18 protein-coding genes are annotated in these 20,162 nt (G+C 69.4%); 9 read left to right on the top strand and 9 right to left on the bottom strand.

Going from position 1 to position 20,162, the window contains the following annotated elements; genetic code table 11:
- Positions 1–122: 122 nt before the first annotated feature.
- The gene (locus OG408_RS04200) at positions 123–1,169 is read right to left on the bottom strand and encodes an NAD(P)-dependent alcohol dehydrogenase (protein WP_266775523.1); all 1,047 of its coding nucleotides are present in this window, start codon (positions 1,167–1,169) and stop codon (positions 123–125) included.
- A gap of 149 nt (positions 1,170–1,318) precedes the next feature.
- Here OG408_RS04200 and OG408_RS04195 point away from each other — a divergent pair, with 149 nt between their 5' ends.
- Positions 1,319–2,182 carry a helix-turn-helix domain-containing protein gene (locus tag OG408_RS04195; RefSeq protein ID WP_326668282.1) on the top strand — a complete coding sequence of 288 codons (864 nt, stop codon included), beginning with the start codon at positions 1,319–1,321 and terminating at the stop codon, positions 2,180–2,182.
- Between the two features lie 99 nt (positions 2,183–2,281).
- Here OG408_RS04195 and OG408_RS04190 read toward each other — a convergent pair whose 3' ends face one another.
- Genes OG408_RS04190 through OG408_RS04180 form a run of 3 tightly spaced genes read right to left on the bottom strand, consistent with a single transcriptional unit; the run spans position 2,282 to position 5,428 of the window.
- Positions 2,282–3,151 carry a carbohydrate ABC transporter permease gene (locus tag OG408_RS04190; RefSeq protein ID WP_266775519.1) on the bottom strand — a complete coding sequence of 290 codons (870 nt, stop codon included), beginning with the start codon at positions 3,149–3,151 and terminating at the stop codon, positions 2,282–2,284.
- Positions 3,144–4,133: a carbohydrate ABC transporter permease gene (locus OG408_RS04185; protein ID WP_266775517.1), complete on the bottom strand. Its 990-nt coding sequence runs from the start codon at positions 4,131–4,133 to the stop codon at positions 3,144–3,146. The genes OG408_RS04190 and OG408_RS04185 overlap by 8 nt, the downstream gene beginning before the upstream one ends.
- Positions 4,133–5,428, bottom strand: a complete 1,296-nt coding sequence (locus OG408_RS04180; protein WP_266775515.1) for an ABC transporter substrate-binding protein — start codon at positions 5,426–5,428, stop codon at positions 4,133–4,135. Before OG408_RS04180 ends, OG408_RS04185 begins: the two co-directional genes overlap by 1 nt.
- A gap of 481 nt (positions 5,429–5,909) precedes the next feature.
- Between OG408_RS04180 and OG408_RS04175 the strand changes: the two genes are divergently transcribed.
- Both OG408_RS04175 and OG408_RS04170 read left to right on the top strand, forming a co-directional pair.
- On the top strand, positions 5,910–6,242 hold the full coding sequence (locus OG408_RS04175; protein WP_266775513.1) for a metalloregulator ArsR/SmtB family transcription factor: 333 nt from the start codon (positions 5,910–5,912) through the stop codon (positions 6,240–6,242).
- On the top strand, positions 6,239–6,985 hold the full coding sequence (locus OG408_RS04170) for a DUF2071 domain-containing protein (RefSeq protein ID WP_266775511.1): 747 nt from the start codon (positions 6,239–6,241) through the stop codon (positions 6,983–6,985). The genes OG408_RS04175 and OG408_RS04170 overlap by 4 nt, the downstream gene beginning before the upstream one ends.
- 391 nt (positions 6,986–7,376) lie before the next feature.
- Here the strand turns inward: OG408_RS04170 and OG408_RS04160 are convergent, their stop codons facing one another.
- On the bottom strand, positions 7,377–8,528 hold the full coding sequence (locus tag OG408_RS04160; protein WP_326668276.1) for a HEAT repeat domain-containing protein: 1,152 nt from the start codon (positions 8,526–8,528) through the stop codon (positions 7,377–7,379).
- Between the two features lie 167 nt (positions 8,529–8,695).
- The gene (locus OG408_RS04155; protein WP_326668273.1) at positions 8,696–10,072 is read right to left on the bottom strand and encodes a cellulase family glycosylhydrolase; all 1,377 of its coding nucleotides are present in this window, start codon (positions 10,070–10,072) and stop codon (positions 8,696–8,698) included.
- Between the two features lie 469 nt (positions 10,073–10,541).
- On the opposite strand from OG408_RS04155, the gene OG408_RS04150 reads away from it, so the two are divergent.
- The gene (locus OG408_RS04150) at positions 10,542–11,564 is read left to right on the top strand and encodes a LacI family DNA-binding transcriptional regulator (RefSeq protein ID WP_285570480.1); all 1,023 of its coding nucleotides are present in this window, start codon (positions 10,542–10,544) and stop codon (positions 11,562–11,564) included.
- Positions 11,565–12,238: 674 nt separating this feature from the next.
- Positions 12,239–13,327, top strand: coding sequence for a lytic polysaccharide monooxygenase auxiliary activity family 9 protein (locus OG408_RS04145; RefSeq protein ID WP_326668270.1), 1,089 nt, complete (start codon positions 12,239–12,241; stop codon positions 13,325–13,327).
- A gap of 130 nt (positions 13,328–13,457) precedes the next feature.
- On the opposite strand, the gene OG408_RS04140 is transcribed toward OG408_RS04145, so the two are convergent.
- On the bottom strand, positions 13,458–13,886 hold the full coding sequence (locus OG408_RS04140) for a polyketide cyclase (RefSeq protein ID WP_285570476.1): 429 nt from the start codon (positions 13,884–13,886) through the stop codon (positions 13,458–13,460).
- A gap of 244 nt (positions 13,887–14,130) precedes the next feature.
- On the opposite strand from OG408_RS04140, the gene OG408_RS04135 reads away from it, so the two are divergent.
- A complete protein-coding gene (locus tag OG408_RS04135; RefSeq protein ID WP_266775499.1) occupies positions 14,131–14,259 on the top strand; it encodes an LPFR motif small protein in 129 nt (42 codons plus the stop codon).
- Between the two features lie 40 nt (positions 14,260–14,299).
- On the opposite strand, the gene OG408_RS04130 is transcribed toward OG408_RS04135, so the two are convergent.
- Positions 14,300–14,788, bottom strand: coding sequence for a flavin reductase family protein (locus OG408_RS04130; RefSeq protein WP_266775497.1), 489 nt, complete (start codon positions 14,786–14,788; stop codon positions 14,300–14,302).
- Between the two features lie 208 nt (positions 14,789–14,996).
- On the opposite strand from OG408_RS04130, the gene OG408_RS04125 reads away from it, so the two are divergent.
- Positions 14,997–16,520 carry a catalase gene (locus OG408_RS04125; protein WP_326668266.1) on the top strand — a complete coding sequence of 508 codons (1,524 nt, stop codon included), beginning with the start codon at positions 14,997–14,999 and terminating at the stop codon, positions 16,518–16,520.
- A gap of 87 nt (positions 16,521–16,607) precedes the next feature.
- A complete protein-coding gene (locus OG408_RS04120) occupies positions 16,608–17,525 on the top strand; it encodes an aminoglycoside phosphotransferase family protein (protein WP_326668265.1) in 918 nt (305 codons plus the stop codon).
- Between the two features lie 43 nt (positions 17,526–17,568).
- Here the strand turns inward: OG408_RS04120 and OG408_RS04115 are convergent, their stop codons facing one another.
- Positions 17,569–18,516, bottom strand: a complete 948-nt coding sequence (locus tag OG408_RS04115; RefSeq protein ID WP_266775491.1) for a methionyl-tRNA formyltransferase — start codon at positions 18,514–18,516, stop codon at positions 17,569–17,571.
- Positions 18,517–18,763: 247 nt separating this feature from the next.
- On the opposite strand from OG408_RS04115, the gene OG408_RS04110 reads away from it, so the two are divergent.
- A complete protein-coding gene (locus OG408_RS04110; protein WP_326668263.1) occupies positions 18,764–20,119 on the top strand; it encodes a lysine N(6)-hydroxylase/L-ornithine N(5)-oxygenase family protein in 1,356 nt (451 codons plus the stop codon).
- Positions 20,120–20,162: the final 43 nt, after the last annotated feature.

The raw sequence follows: 20,162 nt of genomic DNA, 5'->3' as shown, positions 1-20,162 counted from the left end.
AGCCCCCTCCGGGGGACGCCTCCCTCGGGGCCGCGCCGGCGGCGGCCCCTCGGGCGGACAACGGTGCCTTCCGCGATCAGCCGGTCTGTATCCGCGACAGGACGGGCATCGGCGTACGGACGTCAGATGGTGGCGGTGTCGATCACGAAGCGGTAGCGCACGTCGCTGGCGAGCACGCGCTCGTACGCCTCGTTGATCTGGTCGGCGCGGATCAGTTCGATCTCGGCGCCGAGGGAGTGCCGCGCGCAGAAGTCGAGCATCTCCTGCGTCTCACGGATGCCGCCGATGCCGGAGCCCGCAAGGGTCTTCCGGCCTCCGATGACGGAGAACAGGTTCAGCGAGACCGGCTCCTCCGGCGCCCCCACGTTGACCATCGCGCCGTCCGTCTTGAGGAGCGCGAGGTACGCGTCCAGCGGCAGCGGCGCCGAGACCGTGGAGATGATCAGGTCGAACGAGCCCTTGAGCTGCTCGAACGTCTTCGGGTCGCTGGTAGCGAAGTAGTGGTCCGCGCCCAGCTTCAGCCCGTCGGCCTCCTTGCGCAGCGTCTGGCTGAGCACGGTCACCTCGGCGCCGAGCGCGTGCGCGATCTTGACGCCCATGTGCCCGAGACCGCCGAGTCCGACGATCGCGACCTTCTTGCCGGGACCGGCGTTCCAGTGGGCGAGCGGGGAGTAGGTGGTGATGCCGGCGCACAGCAGCGGAGCGGCCTCGTCGAGGGCGATGCCCTCGGGTATGCGCAGGGTGTAGTTCTCGTCGACCACCACGTGGGTGGAGTACCCGCCGTAGGTGGGCTCGCCGTCCTTGCCGATGGCGTTGTACGTGCCGACGTTGCCCTCGGAGCAGTACTGCTCAAGGCCGGCCTTGCAGTTCTCGCACTCGCGGCACGAGTCGACCATGCAGCCGACGCCGACCCGGTCGCCGACGGCGAACCTCGTCACGCCGGGACCGACCTCGGCGACCACGCCTGCGATCTCGTGGCCGGGAACCATCGGGAAGATGCCCTCGCCCCAGCCGTTACGGGCCTGGTGGATGTCCGAGTGGCAGATCCCTGCGTACTTGATGTCGATCAGGACGTCGTGCTCGCCGACCGGGCGGCGCGGCACGGTCGTGCGCTCCAGCGGGGCCTTGGGGGTGGGGGCGGCGTATGCGGCGACGGTGGTGACAGTCATCCGGGAATGATCTCCTCAAAGGTGGGGTGGTTCTTCAACTGTGCCTCATGCCCCGACAAACACCCAGGTCCCCGCTGTGCCTACGTCTGCTGTGCGTACTACTGGCAGGGTCACGGTGGGCACCGCGCCGTACCCGGATACTGGAGGACATGGACCAGCGCGCCGAACTCAGCGAATTCCTCCGTAGCCGGCGGGCCCGGCTCAAGCCCGAGGACGTGGGTCTGCCCGACGTGGGCCGGGCCCGGCGGGTGCCGGGGCTGCGGCGCGAGGAGCTGGCCCAGCTCGCCGGCGTGTCCGTGGCCTACTACACACGTCTGGAACAGGGGAACAGCGGGAACGTCTCCGGTGAGGTGCTGGACGCGATCGCCCGTGCGCTGCGGCTGTCGGACACGGAGCATGCTCACCTCACACACCTGGCGAACCCGAAGACGAAGAAGAAGCGTGCCGCCGCCGCCCGCCCGCAGCGGCTGCGGGCGGAGCTCCAGTACCTGATCGATGCCATGGACAGCGTGCCCGCGTACGTGCTGGGGCGGCGGATGGAGATCCTGGCGTCGAACCGGATGGCGCGGGCGTTGCTCGGCGACGAGAGCGCGCTGCCGCCCGAGGAGCGGAACATGGCCCGGATCGTGTTCCTCGACCCGCACTCGCGAGATCTGTACGTGGACTGGGAGTGCAAGGCCGTCGAGCTGGTGAGCGCGCTGCGGCTGTGCGCGGGCTGCTGGCCCGACGATCCGCTGCTCTCGGCCCTGGTGGGAGAACTCTCGGTGAAGAGCGAGGAGTTCAGGACGCTGTGGGCCGCGCATACGGTCCAGGAGAAGGGGTACGGCACGAAGCGGCTGCACCATCCGCTGGTGGGTGACCTCACCCTGTCCTACGAGACGCTGAAGCTGCCGGCCGACCAGGACATGTCGCTGGTCACCTTCCATGCCGCGCCCGGCTCGGCCGCCGAGGAGTCGATGCGGCTGCTCGGCAGCTGGGGCCTCGACACCGACACCCGGCCGGTGAACCGCTGACCCGGCGCCGTGGCTCCCTCCCCCTGCGCCGCCCGTAGCCGCGCAGGGGGAGTGCTCCAGCCGGCCCTCGGCACGGATGGACGTGCCGGTCAGGCGTGCTCAGCCCTTCATGCCGGAGAAGGCGATGCCCTGGATGAACTGGCGCTGCATCGCGACGAACACGATGATCACCGGGAGAGTCGCCAGGAGGGAGCCGGCCATCAGTACCGGGTACTCGGTCAGGTGGGCGCCCTGGAGCGAGGCCAGGCCGGCCGACAACGGCATCTTGGCCGGGTCGGTGTTCACGATCAGCGGCCACATCAGGTCGTTCCAGGACCACAGGAACGTGAGGATGCCCAGCGCCAGCAGCCCGGGGCGGGCCAGCGGCAGAGCGATGCGCCAGAAGACGGTGAACGGATTGGCACCGTCCAGGCGTGCCGCCTCCTCCAGCTCCTCCGGCAGCCCCATGAAGAACTGGCGCAGCAGGAAGGTGCCGAAGGCGGAGAACATGCCGGGCACCACGAGGGCCTGCATGGAGTCCAGCCAGCCGAGGTTCTGCATGATCTGGTACTGCGGGAGCAGGAAGAGCTGTCCGGGCACCATCAGCACGGCAAGGAAGGCCAGGAAGATCGCCCCGCGCCCGGGGAAGCGGATCCGGGCGAAGGCGTAGGCCGCCATCGAGCAGAGCAGCAGCTGGGCCGCGGTGCGCAGCAGCGCCATCACGACGGTGTTGATGAACTGCCGGCCGAACGGGATCCCGTCGAAGACCTTGCTGTAGTTCGACCAGTCCCAGTGCGCGGGCAGGATCGTCGGCGGCACCTGCACGGACTCGCCGAAGCTCTTGAAGGAGGTGAGCAGCTCCCACACCAGGGGGAACACGGTGATGACCGCGCCGAGGGTGAGCAGGACGTGGGCGGGCCACATCCTGCCTTCGCGGCTCGCCCGCCGCGCCGGCTTACGCGCAGCGTCACGCACAGTCGCCTCACGCATAGTGGACCCACCTCTTCTGCAACCGGAACTGGACGGTGGTCAGCGCCATGATCAGGACGAACAGCACGCAGACGATGGCCGCGCCGTAGCCGCGCTGGTTGTCGAAGAACGCCTTCTGGAAGAAGAGCATCACGACGGTCTGGCCCTCGCCGTAGGCGGGGTTCTGGAGCGAGTTCGTCGTGTTGGCGCCGATGATCAGGTACACCAGGTCGAAGACCTGCAGGGACTGGATGATCGAGAGCACGGTGGTGAAGAACAGGGTGGGGCTCAGCAGCGGCAGGGTGACCGAGAAGAACTGCCGCACCCGTCCCGCACCGTCGAGTGCCGCCGCCTCGTAGTAGTCGCCGGGGATGCTCTGCAGTCCGGCCAGCAGCAGGATCATGTTGTAGCCGACGGTCATCCACACGCCGACGACCGCCACCGCGAAGCGGATGGTGTGCGGGTCGGACACCCAGTAGGTGCCGTCGATGCCGATCGACGACAGTGCGTGGTTGAGGATGCCGGCGTCGCCGTTGTAGAGCCAGCGCCAGACCACCGCGACGGCGGCGGGCATCGTGACCACCGGCAGGAAGTAGAGCGTGCGGTACACGCCGGTGCCGCGCAGGCCCTTGATGTTGAGCAGCACGGCGAGGGCCATCGACAGCGGGATGCCGAGCAGCACCAGCCCGGTGTAGATGCCCGTGTTGCCCAGCGAGTGCCAGAACTCCGGGTCGCCCACCAGCGTGCGGTAGTTGGACAGGCCGATCCAGGTGGTCCCGCCGAAGGCGCCCCACTCGGTGAAGCTGTAGTACAGCGTCTGCACCACCGGCCACAGGTAGAAGACCGCGAGGCCGAGGCCGGCCGGGGCGATCAGGGCGTAGCCCCACCACTTGTCCCGGTTCCTGAAGCGGCGCTCGCGCCGGCGCAGCTCCCGCTGGTCCAGGACGTCCGGCCCGGAGCGCTGCGCCGGTACGGCGGAACGCGTACGCACATCGAGGCTCATCAGGACCGGCCCTTCCTCTCCTGGGCGAGCAGCTGGTTCATCGCATCGGTCAGGGAGCCGGTGGCGCCCTTGAGGGTGGCGTCGCCGCTCCACGCCTTGGCGAGCCACATCTGTTCCTTGTGCTGCCAGGCGGCACTGTTGGCGGAGCCGGGGAAGGGCACCGCGTAGTCGAGCGCGTCCAGGTGCACCTGGAGGTCGAAGCGCGGCATTCCGGCCGCCCACGGCTTCGCGGTGCCGTTGCGGGCCGGGATGGCGGTGCCGTACTTGCCCTGGAGCAGTGAGGCCTGTTCCCCGCCGAGGAACCGCACGAACTCCCGGGCCAGCTCGGGCTGCGGGGTCCGGGCGTAGACGACGTTGGCCAGGCCGTGCAGGACGGTGGCCCGGCGGCGGCCCTTGGGCATCGGCGCGACGTCCACCTTGGCCCGCAGCTCGGGGTCGGCGTAGAACGTCGCCGCGTTGTAGGACGCCTCGTAGGTCATGGCCAGCGTTCCTGACTGGAACATCTGGGTGGGGTCCGTGTCGGTCATCTGCTGCAGGGACGGGGCGGCGCGGTAGCGGTGGATCAGGTCGATCCACAGCTGCAGCCCCTCCCGCGTGCGGTCGTCGGAGTAGCCGGAGTGCTCCTTGTCCTGGGAGATGACCCAGCCGCCGGCCTGGGGTATGGAGTTGTAGTAGTTCTCCTGTGCGCGGACCGGTGCCCCGACGCCGTAGATCCCGCGCTTGCGGTCGGTGAGACGCTGGGCGGTGGCGATCAGGTCCTGCCAGGTCCAGGAGGCGTCCGGGTAGTCGGCCTTGGCCCGGTCGAAGATCTCCTTGTTGAACCACAACGCGACCGTGTCGAAGTCCTTGGGGGCGCCGTACTGGGTGCCCTTCCAGCGGTAGAGGGAGATCAGGTCGGCCGGGAAGTCGGCGGGGCGCAGCACGGCCTCGGACCCCTCGGTCTCCAGCGGGAGAAGCTGCCCGGCATCGGCGTAGAGGCCGAAGTTGGGCCCGTTCATCCAGAAGACGTCCGGTGCGGCACCGCCGGTGCACGCGGTGCGCAGTTTGGTCCAGTACGTCCCGTTGGGGGTGAGCTGCACATCGACGGTGACGCCCGGCCGCGTGCGCTCGAACTCCCGCGCCGCCCGGTTCATGGCCGGCACCTGGTAGACGTCCCAGACGCCGTAGGTGAGATGGCCGCGCCGGGAGCCGCCCGAGGAGGGTGAGGGCGACGAGGAGGAACTGCAGCCGGACGCGAGCGGGGCCGCCGCGAGCGTCGTGGCGGCAGCCGCCGTGAGGAGGGAACGTCTGCGCACGCGGAGCCTTCCTGGGGTGGGGGGTCGCAGCCTCACCGCGCGGGAGAAGCCATGGGACCGAACTGTCCGTTCCGCGGGGGACGCTGCCCTAAAAACGGAACGTCCAGACGCTATTTGCTCAAAGTTGTTGGGTCAAGGGTACTTTGAATCATCTTTGCGCATCGCTCGCTCCCCTCTGAGCACCTTTCGCGGCATCGGAGCCGTCCACCCAACCCCGTGACGGCCGAATTGGGGTGCGGCGTACGAGGATTGGCGATGCGGCAAAGGCGTCGGTGGAGGGTGGCGGCACGCGGCTCGCCCGCGTGGGTTCGTACGATCCCGACGGCGACCGCGGGTGCGACGGCCCCGCCTCAAGCGGTGAGCGGCGGAGTCGGCGAAGGGTGCGACTTTGAGACGAGGTCATGGGCCGCCGCCGCGACGATGTCGTTGAAGACCGCCGGACCCATTGTTAGCTCTTTAGCTCATGTGCTAAATATCTAACATGGCAGAAGCTCAGGACGAGGCAGGGGCCTTCCGTGCACTCGCTGATCCGACGAGGCGCCAGATCCTTGAGGACCTCAGAGGTGGCGAACTCGCGGCAGGCGAGATCGCGAGCAGGTTCGCGATCAGCGCGCCGTCCATTTCACGGCATCTCGGCGTGCTCAAGGGAGCGGGACTGGTCACCGAGCGGCGGGACGGCAACCGGATCCTCTACACACTGGCCGAGGATCGCCTGGCCACCTCGATCGGCCGGTTTCTCAGCGTCGTCTGCCCCGAGCAGATCGTCCTGCGCCACACCAAATGGCGCTCCGGGGCGCAGAGCGAGGGATCATGAGGCAGCCGTGCCTGTCCAGCGTCATTGAACGACGGCTTCTGGTGAACTACCGGGTCGCCCCGGACGCCGCGGCACGCCTGCTTCCCCAGCCGCTGCGTCCGCAACTGGTGCACGGCCATGCGGTCGCAGGGATCTGTCTGCTGCGGCTGGGAAGTGTCCGGCCGGTCTGGGCCCCCAAGGTATTCGGGCTGCGGAGCGAGAACGCGGCGCATCGGATCGCAGTCGAGTGGGACGGACCGGACGGCGTCGAGACCGGCGTCTACATCCCGCGTCGCGATACCGCCTCGCGGCTCAACGTCTGGGCCGGAGGCCGCGTTTTCCCCGGCGAGCACGGCGGTGCCGGTTTCGAGGTGCACGAGACACCGGGCCAGGTGCGTGTCGCCCTCGCGACGTGGGACGGCGACATCCGGGTGGACGTCACCGTCGAGCCGTCCGACGAGCTGCGGGGCAGCGAGCTCTTCGCCGATCTCACCGAGGCCTCCCGCTTCTTTCGGTCCGGGGTGAAGGGCTACTCGGCCACGAGGTCCGGCCGCCACCTGGACGGCATGGAGCTGCACACCGACGCCTGGCACGTGGAAGCCGGCCGGGTTCGCTCCGCCGCGTCGTCCTTCTTCGACGACCCGGACCGCTTCCCGCCGGGGACCGCAACCCTGGACTGCGCTCTGGTCATGCGCAACGTGCCGGCCGACTGGCGCCCGCTCCCGGCCATGGCAGCCAACCGAGGCGCTCAACTCGCCAAGTGAAGCGCTCCTTACCGTGTTGGAGGGCTGCTTCCGGTCCTTCGTACGATCGGGAGACCGAGGGGCCCGTCTTCTACCTCTCCGCCCGGATCACCGCCCGCTTCTGCCCCACGTCCACGAGCTTCTACGATCGCGAGCGAGCCGAGGGCAAGAGCCACAGACAGTCGATCCTCGCTCTCGCCCGCCGCCGCCTCGACGACCTGTGGGCCCTCGTCCGCGCCCCTCAGCACGATCTCGCTGTGGGCTGAGGCCTGTTGCCTGGGGCAGTTGTCGACGGTCGGTGCATTCCCGATACGAGACGTCAGGCAACTCCCCTACGCCTCACGCTCAGCCGCTGTACGGGCAGGTCGATCGACGGGCTCAGAGCGAACGTCAGTCGGGACGAGCGTCGAGCTCAGGTCGATGCGGTGCGCGCGCGAATGCGGTGCGCGGTCCGCAGTCCCTGCTTGGCGGCGGTTGCCACGAGGCCGCCGAGGGTGGTTCTGGCGAGGTCGTGGGCGGCGAGGCGCTCCAGTGCCGGCAGGGCCCGGTCGTCGGCGGTGGAGCCGAGAGCGCGGCAGGCCAGTGCTCGGAGGTCCGGGTCGGGATCGGTGGTGAGGGCGATCAGGTCGTCCACCGCAAGCGGGCCGAAGGCAGCGATCGCCGACGCGAGATGACTCGCCTTCGGGTTCCGGCGTTCCAGCATGGCCTGCCAGAGCGCAGCGAGTGCCCGGGCGCCGCCGATTTGGCCGAGCGCCAGGGCGGCTCTGCTGCGTACCCAGTCGGTCTCGTCGTTCAGCCGGGCTGTCAGGGCGGGCACGGCGGCATCTTCCGCAAAGAGGCCCAGTGCCTCGCAGGCACCCTCGCGGACCATCGGATCGGGATGCTCCAGCAGGGCGGTGATCAGCGGAACAGCCCGGCGGAAGCCGAGTTCGGCACAGGCGAGCGCCGACCACCGCACCCCGCAGTGCCCGGTGTCGGCGAGCGCGCGCAGAAGGCCCGGTTCGAGGCTCGCGTCGCCGAACAGGGCGATCCGGTTGAGCGCCTTGGTCCAGACGGTGACATCCTGCGTCCGGTGGTCGGAGGCGACTTCGGACAGGGCTGCCCGGGCCTGCGGATGGCCGAGCTCGGCCCACTCCAGCAGGGCGTCGATCGCCCGCACCCGGATCGTGCGGCTCTCGCTCAACTCGGCTGCGTGGACGGTGACGAGGGATGTCGGCCCGTCCGGTGGGTGGCCGAGTGCGTCTCCCAGCGGGCCGGTGAGCGGCGGTTCGAGCTGGCCCAACCACAGGGCCAGTGGGCCGATTCGGGTGCCGACGTCCGCGTCGTATCGGCCGTCGCCCCGCAGGTTCGCGGCCAGCTTGGCGACCGTACGGAACAGCAGCCGTGCGCGGTCCGATGGGGAATCAGCGAGGGCGTCGAGCCGGCCGGACATCGCCGCGGTGACGGAGGCCGGCGGGCGACCGGTGGCCTCCAGGACCGCCTCCGCCCAGGCGAGTGGCTCGCCCTGACGCTCGTAGAGCTGGCGACCCCACAGGCGGAGGACGGCGTCACGGTTGTCGGTCATCCCAGGATCGTTCCAGCAGGGAGCACCGACAGCCAACATTCCTGGCGGGCGCACGACGACAGCTGCGGCACCTCGCCGCGTTGTCGGGCATATTGGGCGGGACACCACAGTTCGGCCGAGGGCGGATGCCGGACGGGGCTCCGGTGCAGCCGGAGCCCCGTACCGGATCAGCTCGTGGGGAAGTTGTCGGGGGTGCTGATCCGGTTCTTCAGCAGGGTCCCCGATTCGGTCAGTACGCCGCTGCTGCTGTAGTCGCTGCCGTCGCAGGTGCCGGGCTGCAACGCCGCGCTGCTCTCGGGGGCGTCGGAATAGGTCCAGTTCGCGTAGCCGATCTTCAGCTGATCGAGCAGGTCCAGCCAGGCCGTGGTGCTCGCCCGGTCCATCGCTCCGCCGCCGGTGGCGCTCACCGTGCCGAACTCGGTCACGAACAGCGGAAGTTGAGAGGCTGCCCGGCTCACTGTGCTGCGGTAGGAGTCCTTGTGGCTTGCGGCGTAGAAGTGGAACGCGTACATGATGTTGGCTGCGTTGACGGGGTTACTGACGATCTCGCTCTCGTTGGAACCGTCCGAGACTCCCAGAGACGACCAGCCGCGGGTGCCGACGATGACGACGGCGTCCGGGTCGGCGGCCCGGATCACCGGGATGACCTGTTCGGCGTAGTTCTTGATGGCCGACCAGCTCACACCGTTGGGCTCGTTGGCGATCTCGTAGATCACGTTCTTCTTGTCGGCGTTGCGCGCGGCGACGGAAGCGAAGAACGTCTTCGCACGGTCGAGGTTGAAGTTCGGATCGCCCGGCGTCAGGGTGTGGAAGTCGATCAGCGCGTACATGCCGCGGGCCTCGGCCATGTCGACGAGGCCGTTCACGCGGTTGGTGAAGCCCGCCGGGTCGGTCTCGTAACCGTCCTCCTGCACGTACATGGCGACGCGCAGCAGATCCGACTTCCAGTCGTTCGCCAACGCGTCCATGGACGCGTTGTTGTAGCACTGACTGAACCACTGGATGCCGTGCGTGCTCATCCCCCGCAACTGCACGGGGCGGTCGTACTGGTTGCACAGGTGTACTCCGCAGACGTGGACCTGGCCATTGACGTCCACCGGGGTGCCGTTGCCGCCCGGGTCGGGCGGCGAGGTCTCGTCGACGGAGCCCGTGCAGGAGACGCCGTTGAGCGTGAACGCCGTCGGTTTCGGGTTGGCGCCCGTGAAGGAACCCACCAGCCCCACGTCGGCCGCCGCGCCGGTGGCCAGCGTGCGGTTCCAGTCGACGCCGACGGCCTTGGCCGTGGAACCCGACTGCGACCAGGTGGCGTTCCAGCCCTGCACGACCTTCTGTCCGGTGTCCGGCAGGGCGAACGAGAGCGTCCACCCACTGACGGGTTCACCCAGGTTGGTGATCTTTATGCCGGCCTGGAAGCCGCCCTGCCACTGGCTGGTGACCGTGTAGTCGACCTTGCATCCGGTGGCAGCCACCGCCTGGGGGCCGAACAGGGCCGTGAGGCCCAGGATCGTCGCGCAGGCCGCCAGTAGGGCCAAGAAGCGTTTCACAGCATTCCTCCTCGTGCGAAGTGGAAACGACATGATGGGAGCGCTCCCGAACGGCAGGATTCGGTCATGGCCAACCTTGCTGGTGGACGGAAGCGGCCTCGCTTCCCGCCGGGCCGGCCTCGACGCGTGAAGTCGTCCCGCAGGCCCGGGTGTTCCGCAGTGTGCGTCCGATGGGGCGTACGGTTTGGGAGCGCTCCCAATTTGGTGCGCGTGAGACCCGCCGTCAAGCTGTTGGACAGGATCCGCCACCGTTGTCGTGTGTGCGGTGCGGCGGCGTCCGTGGTCGGGGCCGGCGTCCCGGGGCCGCATCCCCCGCCGCGCCGCCCACGTCCGGACCAGGAGTCACCCGCGTGCGGTCTCCCGGGCGACCGCGGGTGCCAACTGCCCCTCTATGCGGCCCTGTTCTTCGTGATTGCCCAGGCCCAGGACCTGTCGGGCCGTAAGATCGGGTACTCCTGGGGGTGGGAACATGCTGAAGCGAAGTTCCGGCACACCGACGCTGGAGGAAGTGGCCGCCCTTGCCGGTGTGGGGCGGGGCACGGTCTCCCGAGTGATCAACAACGCGTCGGGCGTCAAGGCGTCCACACGCCGTACCGTGCTGCGCGCCATCGACGAACTGGACTACGTGCCCAATCTGGCCGCGCGTTCACTGGCCGGGCGGCGCGCGGACGCCGTCGCCCTGGTGATGACGAAGGCGGACTGGCGGCTGTTCGGCGAGCCGTTCTTCTCGGAGGTCGTACGGGCGGTCGGGGATGCCCTGGCCGAGGTGGACGTGCAGCTCCTGCTCACACTGGTCCGCACGGACGCCGAGCGGCAGCGGCTCGTCAAGTACGTGCGCGGCGGCCGGGTCGACGGGGTGCTGCTGATGTCCATGCGGGCCGAGGACCGGCTGCCGGACATGCTCGCCGACGCCGGGGTGCCCACGGTGCTGCTGGGCAGGCGCTCGGGGGAGGAGCGGGTGACCTACGTGGACGCGGACAACGTCGGCGGCGCTCGGGCCGCGGTCGGCCATCTGACGCGCGGCGGGCGGAAGGTCATCGCCGCGATCACGGGCCCGCCCGAGATGTACGTCGCCCAGTGCAGGCTGCGCGGCTACCGGGAGGCGCTGGGTGACGCCGGGCTCGACGAGGTGCCGTCGCTGGTCGTACAGGGAGATTTCAGCGAGGCCAGCGGGCGCCGGGCGATGACGGGACTCATCGAGCGGCACCCGGAAGTCGACGCCGTCTTCGCCGCGTCGGACAGCATGGCCGCCGGAGCGCTTGCCGCCCTGCATGCGGCGGGGCGCCGGGTGCCCCAGGACGTGGCGGTGATCGGCTTCGACGACTTCGAGCTGGCCGAGCAGACGGAACCGTCCCTGACGACCGTGCGTCAGCCGATGGAGGAGATCGGCCGGACCATGGTGCGGCTGCTGCTGGAGGAAATGGGCCAGCCGCAGGTGGCCTGGCGTCATGCGATCCTCCGGACGCGGCTGGTGGTGCGCGAGTCGGCCTGAGGTTCCTCGCGCGCCCACTTCGACCGCCGCTCGGGCGGTTGCCCGTCCGAGCGGCGGTCCGACAGCCCCGGAGGCTGGGCCGCCCCGCCAGGTGACGCGCGCCGCCGGATTCCCTCCGGGGGAGAGGGGATGCCGCGAAATCCGGTTCAGGCGTCACCGCGCCCTTCCTCGTGAGGTCCCCGGGAGACAGCTCAACGACCCGCCTTCCGCGAAGGGCGCCGTCCACCGCCGACTCCAACGCTCGCTCCGCTCTCCGGCGGCACCTGTTCGCGCCGGCGTCCGAGTCCTGCGGCGGCGCGCGTACGGGAGCGCTCCCAGGCCGTTCGCGCCCGCGCGGCGAATTCGGCGCATCCTCATACCGTCCTTGACCTGCCCCTACTGAAATCCCGTCGACGCATTCCGTTCCGACGGGTTGTCAGGGACACGGTCACGCTCCTACAGTCCCCTACGGACCAGAGTATGGGAGCGCTCCCATGTGTGGTGGTCGGTATGCACCCGGGATTCCCTGGTTGCGCGATCCGGCGCCCGCAGGGGCCACGACTGCCCTGGCCACCTGGCCACCCGGCGCCCCGGCCGCCCCCACCTGCCATGCAGCCCCCGCCCGGGCCCGCCGCCCGAAGGAGAAGAGCGCAAGCGGAAGCGGAAGCAGATCCCCCACAGGAACAGGAGACACCATGGCTCGACGCAGGAAGCAACTGGCCTCCCTGGCGACGGTGCTCGCGACGCTGCTCGGCGGGTTGGCCCTGACATTTCTGGGCCAGGGCAACGCGCAGGCGCACGGCGTGGCGATGACGCCGGGGTCGCGCACCTACCTCTGCTGGCTGGACGCCAAGACCAGTACCGGCTCCCTGGATCCGACCAACCCGGCGTGCAGGGCCGCGCTCGACGAGAGCGGCGCCACCGCGCTGTACAACTGGTTCGCCGTACTCGACTCCAACGCCGGCGGGCGAGGGCAGGGCTACGTCCCGGACGGCAAGCTGTGCAGCGCAGGTGACCGGTCGCCGTACAACTTCACCGGATACAACGCCGCTCGTGCCGACTGGCCCCGTACGCACCTGACGTCCGGGACCACGATCCAGGTCAAGCACAGCAACTGGGCAGCGCACCCGGGCTCGTTCCGGGTGTACATGTCCAAGCCCGGCTACTCACCCAGCACCGAACTGGGCTGGGACGACCTGGAGCTGATCGACACCGTCACCAACCCGCCGCAGTCGGGCTCGCCGGGCACGGACGGCGGCCACTACTACTGGGATCTGGACCTGCCGTCCGGCCGCTCGGGTGACGCGGTGATGTTCATCCAGTGGGTTCGTTCGGACAGCCAGGAGAACTTCTTCTCCTGCTCCGACATCGCCTTCGACGGCGGCAACGGCGAGGTGACCGGCATCCGCGGTTCGGGCAGCACGCCGACTCCGGACCCGACGCCGACTCCGGACCCCACGCCGACCGACCCGCACACCGGGTGCATGGCCGTCTACAGCGTGACCAACTCCTGGAGCGGCGGTTTCCAGGGGTCGGTGGAGGTCATGAACCATGGCACGGCAGCGCGTGAGGGCTGGGCCGTGAAATGGACGCCGGGCGCCGGCGCCGAGGTCAGCAGTGTGTGGAACGGTGCGCTGACCAGGGGCTCCGATGGCACGGTCACGGTCAGGAACCTCGACTACAACCGGACCGTCCCGCCGGACGGCAGCGTCACCTTCGGGTTCACCGCGACATCGACCGGCAACGACTTCCCGGTCGGCTCGATCGGCTGCGTCAACCCGTAGCCGCTGGTGAGCGCAGTGCCGGTTCCCGCATCGCGCGGGGGTCGGCACTGCCGTGCCGAGCGGCGACGAGGCCTCGCCGAGCGCTGCCGCACGGGCCCCGTGGCCGGCCCACGTCGCACCCCGTCGGTGGCTATTCCACGTTCCGCGCCAGAATGCCGAGGGTCGCGCGCAGGCCCGCCTCGGGGATGACGGGGAAGATGCCCGCGCCCCGGTACCGCTCCTCGATGGCGCTCCAGTCGTAGTACGAGGTCACCAGGGTGCCGCCCTCGTTCGGCTCCAGCCGGTAGCCGTAGAGGTGGCGAATGGGCGGCTGCACCTGGCCGGAGATGGTCCACTCGATGAGAGCGTCCTGCTCGAACCGGGTGATGATCACCGTGACGTCGTACTTGCCGAGGGGGAAGTCGTTCAGCGACTCACGGTCCATGTGCACGACGAACTCGTCACCGCTCCCGCGCACGGGGTCGCCCTCGGCCGACTGCAGCATGCCGGAGCTGTCGATCGCCACGTGTCCGGCGGGGTCGCACAGCACGGCGAAGATCCTCTCCGGGCTCGCAGTCATCTGACGTCGCACTTCGAAGCGCTCTATAGTCATGGACACACCCTCGCACGCACGCGGAGCCGACAGGGAAGCCATCGCCGCTCCCGCCTCCGTGTGTGCGGCGATCGCGTCCGCGCACGTGACCAGCGGTCGGGCAGCGCCCGTTTCCCGACGGGGAGCAGGGGTACGCGACGAGGACACTCGATCACGTAACCCTCACCCCCGGTACTACGTCCGGGGGTGAGCCGGAAGGAAGGTCATTCGCATGCTCAAGGCAATCGGAGACGTTTTCCGTTCAATCGGCAGTGCGGTCGCCACCGTGGTCAGTCTGCCGTTCCGCGCGCTCGGCCGTCTCTTCGGTGGAGCCTCGAGTACGGCGCACCGCCACGGCTGACGCCGGCGGAGCAGCGCGTCCGGGGCCGGCCGGGTTTCTGTCAGTTCACCGGATGGCCCGGCGTGATGCCGCGGCCGTCGGACATGGACAGCAGACGCGGAGCGTCGCCCGCGGGGTGCTGCACCACCTCGGGCGCGAGCAGGAACCCCACATGGTCGCCCCCTTCGACGCGGCTCTCGACACGGCCGACGAACCAGGCGGGCGCCCCGTCGATGACGGGCGCCCCGCCCGGGCCGCGGTGCCATGCGGTGCGGGCGAACTTGTCGGTGTGATCACCGGTCTCGCCGCCGAAGAGGCGGGCCAGGTGCTCCTGGTCATGGGCCAGCACATGGACCGCGAGCCGGTCGGCGCGGTCGGCGACCCGGTACGTCCGGTTGGCCCTCGAAAGCCACACCATGAACCGCGGCGGCCGGATCGAACACTGCGAACCGAAGCCGACCAGGCAGCCGGCCCGTTCCCCCGCCGCCTCGGCGGTCACGACATACAGCGGACAGTCGAGCGCGTCGGTGAACGCATTCAGTTCGGCCACGGTTCTCGGCTCCTCTCCCGGGGATCGGACGCTGGGGTCTCGTTCGCGGCCGCACGTGGCGCCAATGAGTCATGCCCTGACGGTGCAAGGTGCTGTTCATCCAGGTTTGACATCATTCGTACCGGGCTAGTCGAACTGTCGTGACGTCGTTCCGCCGATCCGGCGGGACCAGCTTCGCACCCACAGCGACATGATGGAGGGCAGCCGGATGACCGACAACGCAAGCAAACCGACGACCACCGATTCCGGAGCTCCGGTGGAGAGCGACGAACATTCGCTCACTGTCGGACCCGGGGGCCCGATCCTGCTCCAGGACGCCTATCTGATCGAGCAGATGGCCCAGTTCAACCGGGAGCGGATCCCGGAGCGCCAGCCGCACGCGAAGGGCAGCGGTGCCTTCGGGCATTTCGAGGTGACCGGTGACGTCAGCGCCTTCACCAAGGCCGCGGTGTTCCAGCCCGGTACCACGACCGATCTCGTGGCCCGCTTCTCCACCGTCGCGGGTGAGCGTGGCAGCCCGGACACCTGGCGTGACCCCCGGGGCTTCGCGGTGAAGTTCTACACCAGCGAGGGCAACTACGACATGGTGGGGAACAACACCCCCGTCTTCTTCATCAAGGATCCGATGAAGTTCCAGCACTTCATCCGGTCCCAGAAGCGCCGCGCGGACAGCAATCTGCGCGATCACGACATGCAGTGGGACTTCTGGACGCTCTCGCCCGAGTCCGCCCATCAGGTGACGTGGCTGATGGGCGACCGGGGCATTCCGCGCAGTTGGCGCCACATGAACGGCTACACCTCCCACACCTACATGTGGATCAACGCGCAGGGCGAGCGCTTCTGGGTGAAGTACCACTTCAAGACCGACCAGGGGATTGAGTACTTCACCCAGGACGAGGGCGACCAGATGGCCTCGGCGGACACGGATTACCACACCCGGGATCTGTTCGAGCACATCCGGGACGGCGCCTTCCCGAGCTGGACCGTGCACGTACAGGTCATGCCGTACGACGACGCCGCCGCGTACCGGTTCAACCCGTTCGACCTGACCAAGGTGTGGCCGCACAGCGACTATCCGCTGACCGAGGTCGGCCGGATGACGCTGGACCGCAACCCCACCGACAACCACGCGGAGATCGAGCAGGCGGCGTTCCAGCCGAACAACCTGGTCCCCGGCATCGGCCCCAGCCCGGACCGCATGCTGCTGGCCCGGCTCTTCTCGTACGCGGACGCGCACCGCTACCGCATCGGCGCCAACTACCAGCAGCTCCCCGTGAACGCGCCGGTCGCCCCCGTGCACACGTACTCGAAGGACGGGGCGATGGCGTACCGCAAGACGGCCGACCCCGTCTACGCGCCGAACTCCAAGGGCGGCCCCGCGGCCGACACCGCTCGCCACGGCACTCCGCCCAGCTGGTACGCCGACGGGGACATCACCCGGGCCGCATACGTCTCCCACTCCGAGGACGACGACTGGGGCCAGGCCGGCACCCTGGTGCGTGAGGTCCTCGACGACGCGGCGCGGGAGCGCCTGGTGGACAACGTGGTGGGCCATCTCCTCAACGGGGTGACGGAGCCCGTGCTGCGGCGGGCCTTCGAGTACTGGTCCAACGTCGACAAGTCGATCGGTGAACGGATCGAGCAGGGGGTCCGCGCGAAGGCGGACGAGAAGGACCCCAAGGCCGCGCAGCAGAGCAACCCCGCACGACGGGACATGCAGGACAAGGCCTGACGGCAAGGGCCTGGCGCGCACAGCCGCCGGGTTCCGGGCAGGGCTCCGGAACCCGGCGGATATGCGCGCCGACTACGGTTGGTCCGCATGACACACACCGACACCGAGATCACCGCGGAGCTGGTCCGGGAGCTGCTGCGCGAACAGCACCCCGACCTCGCCGGCCTTCCTCTGACGCTCGGGGCGCGTGGCTGGGACAACCAGCTGTGGCGTCTGGGTGACGATCTCGCGGTCCGGTTGCCCTGGGCGACGCAGTCCGCCGACGAGCTGCTGCGGGTGGAGCACACCTGGCTGCCTGCCCTCGCCCCCGGCCTTCCGCTGGAGGTCCCGGTGCCGCAGCGGCTCGGTGAGCCGTCCGAGCGCTTCCCGCGGCCCTGGATCGTCACCACCTGGGTGCCGGGCGCGCCCGCCGACCGCGCTCCCGCCACGAAGGCCGCCGAGGCCGCGGATGCCCTGGCCGGATTCCTGACGGCGCTTCACCGGCCGGCCCCGGACACGGCGCCGGTCGGCCGGTTCGGCCGGGGCGGGTCGCTGGCCGACGGCTCCGAGGGAACCCTCAGGACGCTCGACGAGGCGGCCGGGCAGGGGCTGGTCCCCGCCCCGGACGTCGTGCGCGCGGTCTGGGAGGACGCCGTGACCGCGCCCGAGTGGGAGGGGCCGGCGCTGTGGCTCCACGGCGATCTGCATCCGGCGAACATCCTCACCGCGGACGGCACCATCTGCGGGGTGATCGATTTCGGCGACCTCTGCGCGGGCGATCCCGCCTGCGACCTCGCCGCTCCCTGGGTGCTGCTGCCCGATGGCGCGATCGACCGATTCCACGCCGCCTACCGGCCGGCGGCCGACGCGGCGGCCCTGCGCCGCGCGCGCGGCTGGGCGGTGCGGACGGCTCTCAGCTGCATCCTCATCGGGGAGGCCGGCGTCCGGGGCCGCCCCGGCGGCAAGCCCAGCTGGGGTCCGCCGGGCCGGGCCGCGCTGCGGCGTCTCGTCGCCACGGCCCGCTGAGCGGACCCGGCCGGGAGGGCGGCCGGGCCCGCGGTCCTGCTCGTCAGGCGCGGCTGGTCAGGTAACCGCCCATGGAGGTGAAGTACTCCGTCGCGGCCAGTTCCCGGCCGTCCTCGGTGCGCACGCGGGTGATGGCCAGGCCGTGGTTGCGGCCGGTGCGGGCGTCGGCGCCGGCGACGATCACCACGCCCTCGCCCTCGCGGTAGAAGATGCGGCCCGGCGTCCCGCCGTAGCGGCCCTGGGACACGACGGCGGCGAGGACCTCGAGACGCTTGCCCTTGTGGAAGGCGTAGGCGCTGGGGTACGGCTCGGACTGGGCGCGGACCAGGCGTTCGAGGTCCTGGGCCGGCCAGTTCCAGTCGATGCGGATGTCCTCGGCGGACCGCTTGTGGAAGAAGGTCGCCCGGGTGCGGTCCTGCTTGGTGAACTCGGTCTGCCCGGAGGCGATGAGGTCGAGTGCACCGGTGGTGACCGGGGCGATGAGGTCGACGGTCTTGTGGAAGAGGTCGGTGGCGGTGTCCGCCGGTCCGACCGGGACCGCTTCCTGCCGGACGATGTCACCGGCGTCGAGCTCGTCGTTCATCATGTGCGCCGTGACGCCCACTTCGCTCTCGCCGTTGATCAGCGCCCAGATCAGCGGGGAGAAGCCGGCGTACTTCGGCAGCAGCGAGTCGTGGATGTTCAGCGTGCCGCGGCGCGGGAGGGCGAAGATGCGCGGGGGGATCCAGGTCCGCCAGTTGTTCGCCACGATGATGTCCGGGTCGGCCTCCTTGAGGCGCTCGAACAGCTCGTCGTCGTCAGGGCGGTTGCGGATCAGAACCGGGACGTCGTGCTCCTCGGCGAGATCGGCGACCGAGTCGCTCCAGATCTTCTCGTACGCGTGGTCGCTCTTGGGATGTGTCACGACCAGCACCACGTCGTGCTCGGAGTCCAGGAGGGCTTGCAGGGTGCGGTGCCCCCAGGTCTGGTAACCGAACATGACGACCCGCATGGGGTTCCTCCTCAGCGTAGGAATGGAGCGACGCCCAGTAAAGCAAGGCTTACCTTATCGTGCAACGGGCACACGATTTGCCCCAGTTGAACGGCATCGGGGCGAGGTCTGTCCGGAACCCGCCTATCGACAGCGTTACAGGATTAGCTTAGGCTCACCTAAGTTCATCGGGGCGCTCTGTCGGCGTGCCCGTCTTTCACACGTTCCCCACACCTGACAGGCGGCGTCCCCGCACGATGGGAGTGACATGTCACAGGTTCGTCCTGGCGACGCACCACCGGTCCACGACCTCATTGGTATCGGCTTCGGGCCGTCCAATGTGGCCATGGCGATCGCGATCAGCGAGCACAACGCACGAAGTGGCACCCAGGAGGCGGTCAGCGCTCACTTCTTCGAGCAGCAACCGCGCTTCGGCTGGCACCGGGGCATGCTCATCGACGACGCGACCATGCAGGTGTCCTTCCTCAAGGACCTGGTGACGCTCCGGAACCCGTCCAGCGAGTACAGCTTCCTCTGCTATCTGCAGAGCAAGGGGCGGTTGATCGACTTCATCAACCACAAGAACCTCTTCCCGCTCCGGGTCGAGTTCCACGAGTACTTCGAGTGGGCCGCGGCGCAGGTCGCGGACCTGGTCTCCTACGACCACGAAGTCGTCTCCGTCACACCCGTCGTCCACGACGGAACGGTGGAGTACCTGGACGTGACGGTCCGGTCGGGCGAGGGGCTCACGGTCCACCGCGCCCGCAACCTCGTCATCGGCACCGGCCTGCGCCCTCTCGTGCCGGAAGGTGTCGAGCGCGGCGACCGGGTCTGGCACAACTCCGAACTGCTGATGCGCGTCGGTGAACTGGACGGCACCTCGCCCTCCCGGTTCGTCGTCGTGGGTGCCGGGCAGAGCGCGGCCGAGAACGTCGCCTATCTGCACCGCCGTTTCCCCGACGCGGAGGTCTGCGCGGTCTTCTCCCGCTACGGCTACAGCCCCGCGGACGACAGCAGCTTCGCCAACAAGATCTTCGATCCCGGCGCGGTCGACGAGTACTTCGACGCCCCCGAGGGCGTCAAGCGCAAGCTGATGGAGTACCACGGCAACACCAACTACTCCGTGGTGGACATCGACCTGATCGACGACCTGTACCGGCAGATGTACCAGGAGAAGGTGCTCGGCACCGAGCGGCTGCGCTTCCTCAACGTCTCCCGGCTCGACGAGGTCAAGGAGACGCCGGACAACGTCCGCGCCACCGTGAGATCCCTCGTCACCGGCGAGGAGACCTACCTGGACGCCGACGTCGTGGTGTTCGCCACCGGTTACAGCCCCGCCGACCCGCTCGGCCTGCTGGGCGAGGTCGGGGACAACTGCCTGCGCGACGACCAGGGCCGCCTGCGGGTGGAGCGCGACTACCGGATCGCGACGGAGCCCGGACTGCGCTGCGGTATCTACCTCCAGGGGGGCACCGAGCACACCCACGGCATCACGTCGGCCCTGCTCTCCAACACCGCGATACGCGTCGGCGAGATCCTGGACTCGCTCCTCGGCCAGGGCGCCGGGACCGCTGCCGCCGAGGCCCGTCCGGTCGTCGGCGGAACCGGCAGCGCACCCCGCTAGCGCGGTCACCACCTGTTCGGACCGTCCTGCGGAGCGAACGGAT

This window comes from Streptomyces sp. NBC_01257 (assembly GCF_035917255.1).
Classification (GTDB): domain Bacteria; phylum Actinomycetota; class Actinomycetes; order Streptomycetales; family Streptomycetaceae; genus Streptomyces.
Note: the sequence above shows the minus strand (reverse complement) of the source record. Positions and strands in the feature narration are given on the sequence as shown.